Source organism: Streptomyces sp. URMC 123 (assembly GCF_051386515.1).
Classification (GTDB): Bacteria; Actinomycetota; Actinomycetes; order Streptomycetales; family Streptomycetaceae; genus Streptomyces.
In genome coordinates, this window is record NZ_JBPQTV010000218.1 from 1 (window position 1) to 10,819 (window position 10,819).

Here is a 10,819-nt window from a genome sequence, read left to right on the forward strand (position 1 = left end):
CGGGGGGGGGGGGGGGGGGCCGTCGGTCGGCGCGGGGCCCTGCGGGGGGGGCGGGTCAGCGCGAGGGCGCGACCGTGACCTCGACCCGCTGGAACTCCTTGAGCTCGCTGTAGCCCGTGGTGGCCATGGCCCGGCGCAGCGCGCCGAAGAGGTTCATGGACCCGTCCGTGGTGTGCGAGGGGCCCAGCAGGATCTCCTCGGTGGTGCCCACGGCGCCCAGGTTCATCCGCTTGCCGCGCGGCACGTCCTCGTGCACGGCCTCCATGCCCCAGTGGTGACCGCGGCCGGGCGCGTCCGTGGCGCGCGCCAGCGGCGAGCCCATCATCACCGCGTCCGCGCCACAGGCGATCGCCTTGGCCAGATCGCCGCTGTAGCCCACTCCGCCGTCGGCGATGACGTGCACATAGCGGCCGCCGGACTCGTCCATGTAGTCCCGGCGGGCGGCGGCCACATCGGCCACGGCCGTGGCCATCGGCACCTGGATGCCCAGCACGTTGCGGGTGGTGTGCGCCGCGCCGCCGCCGAAGCCGACCAGGACGCCGGCCGCGCCGGTGCGCATCAGGTGGAGCGCCGCGGTGTAGGTGGCGCAGCCACCGACGATCACCGGCACGTCCAGCTCGTAGATGAACTGCTTCAGGTTCAGCGGCTCGGCCGCGCCGGAGACGTGCTCGGCGGAGACCGTCGTGCCGCGGATCACGAAGATGTCGACGCCGGCGTCGACCACGGCCTTGGAGAACTGCGCCGTGCGCTGCGGGGAGAGCGCGGCGGCGGTCACGACACCGGAGTCGCGGACCTCCTTGATCCGCTGCCCGATCAGCTCCTCCTTGATCGGCGCGGCGTAGATCTCCTGCATCCGGCGGGTGGCGGTGCGCTCGTCCAGCTCGGCGATCTCGGCCAGCAGCGGCTCCGGGTCCTCGTACCGGGTCCACAGCCCCTCGAGGTTGAGCACGCCGAGGCCGCCCAGCTCACCGATGCGGATCGCGGTCTGCGGCGAGACCACGGAGTCCATGGGGGCCGCGAGGAACGGCAGCTCGAAGCGGTAGGCGTCGATCTGCCAGGCGATCGAGACCTCCTTGGGGTCCCGGGTGCGCCGGGAGGGGACAACGGCGATGTCGTCGAACGCGTACGCCTTGCGGCCGCGCTTGCCGCGCCCGATCTCGATCTCAGTCACGTGTGTGGCCCTTTCCTACGGTCTACCCCACCCAGTATCCCCGACCGCCCGGAGTGGGCAGGGCGGGACCGCCGCACACGTCCGCCCCGGCGGCCCGGAACGACCGGACCACCGGGGCGGACGCCCGTCGCCGGGCCGGTCAGCGCCGGGAGTAGTTCGGCGCCTCGACCGTCATCTGGATGTCGTGCGGGTGGCTCTCCTTGAGGCCCGCCGCGGTGATCCGGACGAACCGGCCCTTGTCCTTCAGCTCCTGCACATCGGCCGAGCCGACGTAGCCCATGGAGGCGCGCAGGCCGCCGATGAGCTGGTGCGCCACGGACGCCAGCGGGCCGCGGTAGGGCACCTGGCCCTCGATGCCCTCGGGGACGAGCTTGTCCTCGGAGAGGACGTTGTCCTGGAAGTAGCGGTCCTTGGAGAAGGAGCGGGCCTGGCCGCGCGACTGCATGGCGCCCAGCGAGCCCATGCCGCGGTACGACTTGAACTGCTTGCCGTTGATGAAGACCATCTCGCCCGGCGACTCCTCGCAGCCCGCGAGCAGCGAGCCGAGCATCACCGTGTCGGCGCCGGCCGCGATCGCCTTGGCGATGTCGCCGGAGTACTGGAGGCCGCCGTCGCCGATGAGCGGCACCCCGGCCGGGCCACAGGCCTTGGCGGCCTCGAAGATCGCCGTCACCTGCGGTACGCCGATGCCCGCCACGACCCGGGTGGTGCAGATGGAGCCGGGGCCGACGCCGACCTTGACGCCGTCCACACCGGCGTCGATCAGCGCCTGGGCACCGTCCCGGGTGGCGACGTTGCCGCCGACCACGTCGACGGTGATGTTCGACTTGATCTTGGCGATCATGTCGAGGATGCCCCGGCTGTGGCCATGGGCACTGTCCACGACCAGGAAGTCGGCGCCGACCTCGACCAGCGCCTGGGCCCGGTCGTACGCCTCGTCGCCCACGCCCACGGCCGCGCCGACGATCAGCCGGCCCTCGGCGTCCTTGGCGGCGTTGGGGTACTGCTCGGCCTTGACGAAGTCCTTGACCGTGATCAGGCCCTTGAGCACGCCCTGGTCGTCGACGAGCGGCAGCTTCTCGATCTTGTGCCGGCGGAGCAGCTGCATGGCGTCCTCGCCGGAGATCCCGACCTTGCCGGTGACCAGCGGCATCGGGGTCATGACCTCGCGCACCTGACGGGTGCGGTCGAGCTCGAAGGCCATGTCGCGATTGGTGACGATGCCCAGCAGCCTGCCGGCGGGGTCGGTGACCGGGACGCCGCTGATGCGGAACTTGGCGCACAGCTCGTCGGCCTCGCGGAGCGTGGCGTCGGGCCGGACCGTGATCGGGTCGGTCACCATGCCGGACTCGGACCGCTTGACCAGGTCGACCTGGTTGGCCTGGTCCTCGATCGAGAGATTGCGGTGCAGCACTCCGACGCCGCCCTGGCGGGCCATGGCGATGGCCATCCGGGACTCGGTGACCTTGTCCATGGCGGCGGACAGCAGCGGGATGTTCACTCGTACGTTGCGGGAGACCCGCGACGAGGTGTCGACCGCGTTCGGGAGCACCTCGGAGGCGCCCGGCAGCAGCAGTACGTCGTCGTAGGTCAGCCCGAGCATCGCGAATTTCTCGGGCATTCCGTCGACGTTGTCAGTCATGACACCTTCCCCAATGCTCTTGCCCGGCGCGGACTCCCATGCTAACGGGCTTCTCAGGTGTCCCAACCCACGAGCGCTGAGGCCCGCGTCACTTGGACTTTCCTCCAAGATCTTCGGCGATCGAACCTCCGGGAGCGGGGCCGCCGACGACGGGCACCCGGCGGGGGGCCGTCACTGTTCGGCGAGCGCCCGGAGTCTGCTCAGCGCCCGGTGCTGGGCGACCCGCACCGCCCCGGGCGACATGCCGAGCATCTGCCCGGTCTCCTCGGCGGTCAGCCCCACCGCGACCCGCAGCAGCACGAGCTCCCGCTGGTTCTCCGGCAGATTGGCCAACAGCTTCTTGGCCCACTCGGCGTCACTGCTCAGCAGCGCGCGCTCCTCCGGCCCCAGGGAGTCGTCCGGCTGCTCCGGCATCTCGTCGGAGGGCACGGCCGTGCTGCCGGGGTGCCGCATGGCGGCGCGCTGGAGATCGGCGACCTTGTGGGCGGCGATGGCGAAGACGAAGGCCTCGAAGGGCCGGCCCGTGTCCCGATAGCGCGGCAGCGCGCACAGCACCGCCAGGCAGACCTCCTGCGCCAGGTCGTCCACGAAGTGCCGGGCGTCCCCGGGCAGCCGCGACAGCCTGGTGCGGCAGTAGCGCAGGGCCAGCGGGTGCACATGGGCCAGCAGATCGTGCGTGGCCCGCTCGTCGCCCTCCGCCGCGCGGTGGACGAGCGCGCCGATCTCCCCGGGGCCCGAGGCCATCGGGGCACTCTGGGGCTCGTCGTCGCGCATCGGTCCATGGTGCCTTGGCGCCCGGCGATCCGTGGCACCGCGTCCGTAGTTGTGCACCGAAGCGTTATGAGCAGGTGCGCCCGCTGTCATGTCGTGCGCCCTCCCCTTACTCCCGGCCGAGCCGTCCCCGAGGAACTCCATACCTCAAGGATGCGGCAGCGCGCGGGAAACCAACACAACGAGCCGGCGCACCCGTGTACCGCCTCGTGTTCCGCCCCGCCCGCCCCAGAGCGGGCGGGGCCCTCCACTCCCCCGCCGCACAGCACCCGATCGGCCTAGCGGACCAGGCCCCAGCGGAAACCGAGCGCGACGGCGTGCGCCCGGTCCGAGGCACCCAGCTTCTTGAACAGCCGGCGGGCGTGCGTCTTGACCGTGTCCTCGGAGAGGAAGAGCTCCCGGCCGATCTCGGCGTTCGACCGGCCGTGGCTCATCCCCTCGAGCACCTGGATCTCGCGCGCGGTGAGGGTGGGAGCGGCGCCCATCTCGGCGGACCGCAGCCGGCGCGGGGCCAGCCGCCAGGTGGGGTCGGCGAGGGCCTGGGTGACCGTGGCCCGCAGTTCGGCGCGCGAGGCGTCCTTGTGCAGATAGCCGCGGGCGCCGGCGGCCACCGCGAGCGCCACCCCGTCGAGGTCCTCCGCGACGGTGAGCATGATGATGCGCGCCCCGGGGTCGGCGGAGAGCAGTCGGCGCACGGTCTCGACCCCGCCGAGACCGGGCATGCGTACGTCCATCAGAATCAGGTCCGAACGGTCGGCGCCCCAGCGGCGGAGGACTTCCTCGCCGTTGGCCGCCGTCGTCACGCGCTCGACGCCGGGCACGGTCGCGACCGCGCGGCGGAGCGCCTCTCGGGCAAGCGGGGAGTCGTCGCAGACGAGGACGGATGTCATGGCCGTCCTCCGCAGCTGATGCGCGTCACCTTGAGCCTCCAGGCTGGTACGAATCGTCACCTGAGCGGTCGACCGCCTCGGACAAGCGCCCGAGTACTTGTTGCGTCAACCGCCTCCGCACTCTCAACGACGGTCACCCGAAAGAGTTACGGGGCCGTATCCGTCCCTCGAGCGCGGGTGACCCCACACCTTCGACACTCTACGTGACGAAACGCCTACCCGACAGTCACAGCGCGTCAACCGTCCAACGAGTCACTCTTTGCCCTGTTTGGCGGCTTTTCTTCCTCTGTGATGGTGTCTGAGGCTAGATTCGCAATGAGTCATATTTACATCTACTTACACAGCAGATGTACGGTCATGGGCAGTCCATCCACGCTGAACACACTTCCGAGCCAGCGAGCCCGTACGGTCTCGAGCTTCCGAAGGGGTTAGCAATGGCAGATTTCTCCCGCCTCCCCGGTCCCAACGCCGACCTCTGGGACTGGCAGCTCCTGGCCGCCTGCCGGGGCGTCGACAGCTCGCTGTTCTTCCACCCCGAAGGCGAACGCGGGGCGGCGCGGAGCGCCCGCGAGAACTCGGCGAAGGAGGTCTGCATGCGGTGCCCGGTCCGGGCCGAGTGCGCGGCCCACGCCCTCGCCGTGCGCGAGCCGTACGGCGTGTGGGGCGGCCTCACGGAGGACGAACGGGAAGAGCTGATGGGCAGGGCCAGGCACCGGGCGATCGCCGCGTCGGGCAACTGACGGCCCGGCGCGGCCGGCGCCGTTACGCGGGAGCGCCCCGCCCGGGGAACGTCCGGGCCGCCGCCCGCGCCAGCTCGTCGAGCATGGCGGCCACCGCGGGCACCCGGGCCAGGTCCGGCAGGGTCAGGGCGACGATCTCCCGGTGCACGGCCGGCTCCACGCGGACCGTCGCGGCCCCCTTGTGGCGCACCGACTCCAGCGCGAGCTCGGGCAGCACCGCGACGCCGAGGCCCGCGCCGACCAGGCCGATCACCGCGGGGTAGTCGTCGGTCGCGAAGTCGATCCGCGGGGTGAAGCCGGCGGACTCGCACACCTCCACCAGATGACGGCGGCAGCGCGGGCAGCCCGCGATCCAGGGCTCCTCCGCCAGCTCCTCGATCCCCACCCGTTCGGCGGAACCGAAGCGGTGGTTCTCGGGCACCAGCCCGATCAGCCGGTCCGTGAACAGCGGGCGGACCACAAGATCGTCCCAGTTCGCGTCCGCCGCCGGGTCGGCCCCGCGCACCTCGGGGTAGCGGAACGCCAGCGCGATGTCACAATCACCCGAACGGAGCAATTCCACCGAGCGTGTCGGCTCGGCCTCCACCAGCGAGACCCGGGTGGCGGGGTGGGCGGCGCGCATCTCGGCGAGGGCGCCGGGCACGAGGGTGGAGCTGCCGCTGGCGAAGGACACCAGGCGGACCCGCCCGGCGCGCAGCCCGGCGATGGCCGCGACCTCCTCCTCGGCGGCGGTGAGCCCGGCCAGGATGCCGGAGGCGTGCCGGACCAGGACCTCGCCCGCCTGGGTCAGCCGCATCTCGCGGCCGGTGCGGATCAGCAGCGGGGTGCCGGTGGACTGCTCCAGGGCCTTCATCTGCTGGCTGACGGCGGGCTGGGTGCAGCCCAGTTCACGCGCCGCGGCGGAGAACGAACCGCTGGCGGCGACCGCGCGCAGCACGCGGAGATGGCGGGCCTCGATCACGCGTTCCATGATAAGCGACGGTTTGAGCGGAGCCGCGAATCCTTGGCGCGGCTTTGATCGGGCCCGGCCCGCGCCCGTACCCCGCCGGGCACTACGGTTCGCCCATGACGACTGCATTGATTACGGGCGCGACGGCGGGCATCGGGGCGGCCTTCGCCCGTCGGCTGGCGGCGGACGGCCACAATCTGGTGCTGGTGGCGCGCGACACCGAGCGGCTGCGGGAGCAGGCGGCCGAGCTGCACGACCGGCACCGGATCGAGGCCGAGGTGCTCACGGCGGACCTGTCGACCGAGGAGGGGATCGCCTCGGTGGAGGCCCGGCTCTCCGACCCCCGCCACCCGGTCGACCTGCTCGTCAACAACGCCGGGTTCGGCAATCGCGGGCAGTTCCTGGAGGTCCCGATGGCCGACGAGCTGACCATGCTGAAGGTGCACTGCGAGGCGGTGCTGCGGCTCACGGCCGCGGCGGCGTCCGCGATGCGCGAGCGGCGGCGGGGCGGGGTGGTCAACGTCGCCTCGGTCGCGGCGTTCGTGCCGCGCGGCACGTACGGCGCCAGCAAGGCGTGGGTGGTGCAGTTCACCCAGGGCGCGGCCCGGGACCTGGCGGGCTCGGGGGTGCGGATGATGGCGCTGTGCCCCGGGTTCGTGCGGACCGAGTTCCACCAGCGGGCCGGCATGGACACCGGCAATGTGCCGGGGTGGCTGTGGCTGGACGCGGACCGGCTGGTCGCGGAGGCGATGCGGGACCTGGCGCGCGGCAGGACGCTCTCCATCCCGGACCCGCGGTACAAGGCGCTCGCCGGCCTGCTGAAGCTGGCGCCGCGCGGGGCGCTCAGCGGGGTGACCTCGCGGACCGGCCGGAAGTACGGGCCGCGCTGAGCCGCCGGCGCTCTCATGGGGCATTCCGGACTAACCTGGACGTATCGCCCCATGGTCGGGAGGCATGATGACGACGCCCAACAAGGCCACGGCCCGCCGCTTCTTCGACGAGGCGTTCTCCGGCGGGCGGCTGGAAGTGATCGACGAGCTGTTCACGGCCGACTACCGCGACCACGACCCGGCCAACGGGGACCGGCAGACGCGGGGCGCGGAGGCGCTGCGCCAGGAGGTCGCCGAGAACCGGGAGGCGTTCGACCTCACGTTCGTGGTCGAGGACCAGATCGCGGAGGGGGACGAGGTGCTGACCCGCTGGAGCTGTACGGGCACCCACCGGGGCGAGTTCCTCGGCGTGCCGCCCACGGGCGCCGAGGTCTCGATCACCGGGATGACGCTGTTCCGCTTCCGCGACGGGCGGATCGAGGAGGGCTGGTTCAACTGGGACACGCTGGGGCTGTTCCAGCAGATCGGCGCGGTGGAGACCTGACGCAGAACACGCCGGTGCCCGGCCCCCCGCTCGTCGCGGGGAGGCCGGGCACCGGCGTGAGTGCGGTCCTGACCGGAGGGTCAGTGCGCGTGGCCGTGGCCGTGACCGGCGTCGGCCGGCTCCTCCTCCTTCTTCTCCACCACGAGGGTCTCGGTGGTGAGCAGCAGGGAGGCGATGGACGCGGCGTTCTCCAGCGCGGAGCGGGTGACCTTGACCGGGTCGATGACGCCGGCCTTCACCAGGTCGCCGTACTCGCCGGTCGCGGCGTTGAAGCCCTGGCCCTTGTCGAGCTCCGCCACCTTGGAGGTGATGACGTAGCCCTCGAGGCCGGCGTTCTCGGCGATCCAGCGCAGCGGCTCGACGGCGGCGCGGCGGACGACGGCCACACCGGTGGCCTCGTCGCCCTGCTTGTCGAGGTTGCCCTCGAGCACCTTGACGGCGTGGACGAGCGCGGAGCCACCACCGGAGACGATGCCCTCCTCGACCGCGGCGCGGGTCGCGGAGATGGCGTCCTCCAGACGGTGCTTCTTCTCCTTGAGCTCGACCTCGGTCGCGGCGCCGACCTTGATCACGCACACGCCGCCGGCCAGCTTCGCGAGGCGCTCCTGGAGCTTCTCGCGGTCCCAGTCGGAGTCCGTGGCCTCGATCTCGGCCTTGATCTGGTTGATCCGGCCCTGCACGTCGTCGGAGCTGCCGGCGCCCTCGACGATGGTGGTGTCGTCCTTGGTGACGGTCACGCGGCGGGCGGAACCGAGCACGTCCAGGCCGACCTGGTCGAGCTTGAGGCCGACCTCCTCGGCGACGACGGTGGCGCCGGTGAGGGCGGCCATGTCGCCGAGCATCGCCTTGCGGCGGTCGCCGAAGCCGGGGGCCTTGACGGCCACGGCGTTGAAGGTGCCACGGATCTTGTTGACCACGAGGGTGGAGAGCGCCTCGCCCTCGACGTCCTCGGCGATGATCAGCAGCGGCTTGCTGGCGCCGGCCTGGATGACCTTCTCCAGCAGCGGCAGCAGGTCGGCGATGGCGGAGATCTTGCCCTGGTGGATCAGGATGTACGGGTCGTCGAGGACGGCCTCCATGCGCTCCTGGTCGGTCACCATGTACGGCGAGAGGTAGCCCTTGTCGAAGGCCATGCCCTCGGTGAAGTCGAGCTCCAGGCCGAAGGTGTTGGACTCCTCGACGGAGATGACGCCGTCCTTGCCGACCTTGTCCATCGCCTCGGCGATGAGCTCGCCGACCTGCTTGTCCTGCGCGGAGAGCGCGGCCACGGCGGCGATGTCCGACTTGGAGTCGATCGGGCGGGCGGTCGCCAGCAGCTCGTCGGAGACGGCCTTGACCGCGGCGTCGATGCCCTTCTTGAGGGCGGCCGGGGAGGCACCCGCGGCGACGTTGCGCAGACCCTCGCGGACCAGCGCCTGGGCCAGGACGGTGGCGGTGGTGGTGCCGTCACCCGCGATGTCGTTGGTCTTGGTCGCCACCTCCTTCACCAGCTGGGCGCCGAGGTTCTCGTGCGGGTCCTCGATCTCGATCTCACGGGCGATCGTGACACCGTCGTTGGTGATGGTCGGGGCGCCGAACTTCTTGTCGATGACGACGTTGCGGCCCTTGGGGCCGATGGTCACCTTGACGGTGTCGGCGAGCTTGTTGACGCCGCGCTCGAGGGCGCGACGGGCGTCCTCGTCGAACTTCAGGATCTTCGCCATGGGAGCTCTTCAGTCCTCTCAAACGAACTGCGCCCCGGCGCCCGGCTTTGGATGTCGCGGGAACCAGGGGCGCAGCACAAACAGCAGCTGGGGTGAACTACTTCTCGACGATCGCGAGCACGTCGCGCGCCGACAGGACGAGGTACTCGTCGCCGTTGTACTTCACCTCGGTGCCGCCGTACTTGCTGTAGAGCACGACGTCACCGACCTGGACGTCGAGCGGAAGACGGTTGCCGTCCTCGAAGCGGCCCGGGCCCACGGCCAGGACGACGCCCTCCTGGGGCTTCTCCTTGGCCGTGTCCGGAATGACCAGGCCCGAGGCCGTGGTCTGCTCGGCGTCGAGCGGCTGGACCACAATGCGGTCCTCGAGCGGCTTGATGGCAACCTTGGAGCTGGCGGTCGTCACGATCCGACCTCCCCCTTCGGAGATCTCGCGGGGTCTTATGTCTGGGGTGGCGACCAAGAAGATCCGTCGTCGCGGGTGCCGGATCTGCCCGTCGCGCGTTGCGTTGGCACTCCCTGTTGGAGAGTGCCAACGCCGACATTATGACGCGGTTAGCACTCAGTCAACTAGAGTGCCAACGCGTCCGCCGCCGGGGCCGGGCTCTCGGCCTGTCGTTCCCCTGATCGCTCCCCCGGGAGCCGGCCCCCGACCCCCGGTGAACCGGCCCCTGATCCCCGGTGAACCGGGGTCTGATCCCCGCGGGGCCGGACCCCTGATCCCCGCGGGACCGGGCCCTCAGAGGTAGTCCTCCAGCCGCGCGACGGCGAAGCCCTGCTCGGTGGCGGTGCGCAGCACCCTGCGCACCATGTCGGTCATGGAGCCGCCCCACTGCCCGCGGCCGCGGAAGTGGGTGAGGATGATGTCGCCCGGCCGCAGCTCCGGCGGGGACTTCCGGAACTCGATCCGGTCGGGGAACGCCTCCTGGGCCCAGAGCGGCACCACCCGCACCCCGCAGGACCGCGCCGCGCGCAGGGTGTCCGCGTCGTAGCTGCCGTACGGCGGGCGGAACAGCGTCGTCGACTCGCCGAACTCCAGCCGCAGGTTCCGCTGCTGCTCGCAGATCTCGTGGCGCTGGTCCTCGTACGGCAGCTTGCGCAGGTCGTGGTGGTTGAGGGTGTGGTTGTGCATGCCGGCGAGGCCCAGCCGGTGCTGCTCGCGGAAGTACCCGTAGTCCTCGCGCGCGAGGTAGTCGGTGAGGAAGGCGCTGAACGGCACCCGCAGCTCCCGCATCATGCGGGTCAGCTCCGGGTCTTTCTCCGCGCCGTCGTCGATCGTCAGGAAGACGACACGGTCGTGGGTGGGCACCCGGGTGATCACCGGCGGCAGCCCGTCACCGACGGACAGCCCCTCCTCGGTGGCCGGCCTCGGCTTGACGATCGGCGGCGCGGGCGGGCGCAGCGGCGGCTCCTCCAGGCCCCAGCGCCGGGCGATCTCGTACCGCTCGGACTCGGCCTCGGCCCACAACTGGTCGGCGTACGCGGCGAGGGCGCGGGCGGGAGCGGAGCGGATGACCGGTGGTACGGCGGCTCCTCCAGGCCCCAGCGCCGGGCGATCTCGTACCGCTCGGACTCGGCC

11 protein-coding genes are annotated in these 10,819 nt (G+C 71.4%); 3 read left to right on the forward strand and 8 right to left on the reverse strand.

Annotated features, from left to right (window positions below):
- Nucleotides 1–55: 55 nt before the first annotated feature.
- The 4 genes from ACSNOD_RS22070 to ACSNOD_RS22085 form a co-directional block, all read right to left on the reverse strand.
- A complete protein-coding gene (locus tag ACSNOD_RS22070; protein ID WP_436768743.1) occupies nucleotides 56–1,171 on the reverse strand; it encodes a GuaB3 family IMP dehydrogenase-related protein in 1,116 nt (371 codons plus the stop codon).
- A gap of 139 nt (nucleotides 1,172–1,310) precedes the next feature.
- Nucleotides 1,311–2,813 carry an IMP dehydrogenase gene (guaB, locus tag ACSNOD_RS22075; RefSeq protein WP_436768744.1) on the reverse strand — a complete coding sequence of 501 codons (1,503 nt, stop codon included), beginning with the start codon at nucleotides 2,811–2,813 and terminating at the stop codon, nucleotides 1,311–1,313.
- Between the two features lie 171 nt (nucleotides 2,814–2,984).
- A complete protein-coding gene (locus ACSNOD_RS22080; protein WP_436768745.1) occupies nucleotides 2,985–3,587 on the reverse strand; it encodes a sigma-70 family RNA polymerase sigma factor in 603 nt (200 codons plus the stop codon).
- 275 nt (nucleotides 3,588–3,862) lie between these two features.
- Nucleotides 3,863–4,474 carry a response regulator transcription factor gene (locus ACSNOD_RS22085; RefSeq protein WP_003948568.1) on the reverse strand — a complete coding sequence of 204 codons (612 nt, stop codon included), beginning with the start codon at nucleotides 4,472–4,474 and terminating at the stop codon, nucleotides 3,863–3,865.
- Nucleotides 4,475–4,908: 434 nt separating this feature from the next.
- Between ACSNOD_RS22085 and ACSNOD_RS22090 the strand changes: the two genes are divergently transcribed.
- The gene (locus ACSNOD_RS22090) at nucleotides 4,909–5,214 is read left to right on the forward strand and encodes a WhiB family transcriptional regulator (protein WP_436768746.1); all 306 of its coding nucleotides are present in this window, start codon (nucleotides 4,909–4,911) and stop codon (nucleotides 5,212–5,214) included.
- Nucleotides 5,215–5,236: 22 nt separating this feature from the next.
- Here ACSNOD_RS22090 and ACSNOD_RS22095 read toward each other — a convergent pair whose 3' ends face one another.
- Complete coding sequence (locus ACSNOD_RS22095) at nucleotides 5,237–6,175, reverse strand: LysR family transcriptional regulator (RefSeq protein WP_436768752.1); 939 nt, start codon at nucleotides 6,173–6,175, stop codon at nucleotides 5,237–5,239.
- Nucleotides 6,176–6,279: 104 nt separating this feature from the next.
- On the opposite strand from ACSNOD_RS22095, the gene ACSNOD_RS22100 reads away from it, so the two are divergent.
- Both ACSNOD_RS22100 and ACSNOD_RS22105 read left to right on the forward strand, forming a co-directional pair.
- Nucleotides 6,280–7,053 carry an SDR family NAD(P)-dependent oxidoreductase gene (locus ACSNOD_RS22100; protein ID WP_436768747.1) on the forward strand — a complete coding sequence of 258 codons (774 nt, stop codon included), beginning with the start codon at nucleotides 6,280–6,282 and terminating at the stop codon, nucleotides 7,051–7,053.
- 64 nt (nucleotides 7,054–7,117) lie between these two features.
- Nucleotides 7,118–7,537, forward strand: coding sequence for an ester cyclase (locus ACSNOD_RS22105; RefSeq protein ID WP_436768748.1), 420 nt, complete (start codon nucleotides 7,118–7,120; stop codon nucleotides 7,535–7,537).
- An 80-nt stretch (nucleotides 7,538–7,617) separates the two neighbouring features.
- Here the strand turns inward: ACSNOD_RS22105 and groL are convergent, their stop codons facing one another.
- From groL to ACSNOD_RS22120, 3 genes are all read right to left on the reverse strand, one after another.
- Nucleotides 7,618–9,240 carry a chaperonin GroEL gene (groL, locus tag ACSNOD_RS22110; protein WP_436768749.1) on the reverse strand — a complete coding sequence of 541 codons (1,623 nt, stop codon included), beginning with the start codon at nucleotides 9,238–9,240 and terminating at the stop codon, nucleotides 7,618–7,620.
- A 97-nt stretch (nucleotides 9,241–9,337) separates the two neighbouring features.
- On the reverse strand, nucleotides 9,338–9,646 hold the full coding sequence (gene groES, locus ACSNOD_RS22115) for a co-chaperone GroES (RefSeq protein WP_436768750.1): 309 nt from the start codon (nucleotides 9,644–9,646) through the stop codon (nucleotides 9,338–9,340).
- 333 nt (nucleotides 9,647–9,979) lie between these two features.
- A partial coding sequence (locus tag ACSNOD_RS22120) for a polysaccharide deacetylase family protein (protein ID WP_436768751.1) occupies nucleotides 9,980–10,819 on the reverse strand: 840 nt, incomplete at its 5' end.

Coding starts and splice junctions, on each gene's coding strand:
- guaB (WP_436768744.1), bottom strand. CDS start 2,813: ATGACTGACAACGTCGACGGAATGCCCGAGAAATTCGCGATGCTCGGG.
- ACSNOD_RS22080 (WP_436768745.1), bottom strand. CDS start 3,587: ATGCGCGACGACGAGCCCCAGAGTGCCCCGATGGCCTCGGGCCCCGGG.
- ACSNOD_RS22085 (WP_003948568.1), bottom strand. CDS start 4,474: ATGACATCCGTCCTCGTCTGCGACGACTCCCCGCTTGCCCGAGAGGCG.
- ACSNOD_RS22090 (WP_436768746.1), top strand. CDS start 4,909: ATGGCAGATTTCTCCCGCCTCCCCGGTCCCAACGCCGACCTCTGGGAC.
- ACSNOD_RS22100 (WP_436768747.1), top strand. CDS start 6,280: ATGACGACTGCATTGATTACGGGCGCGACGGCGGGCATCGGGGCGGCC.
- ACSNOD_RS22105 (WP_436768748.1), top strand. CDS start 7,118: ATGATGACGACGCCCAACAAGGCCACGGCCCGCCGCTTCTTCGACGAG.
- groL (WP_436768749.1), bottom strand. CDS start 9,240: ATGGCGAAGATCCTGAAGTTCGACGAGGACGCCCGTCGCGCCCTCGAG.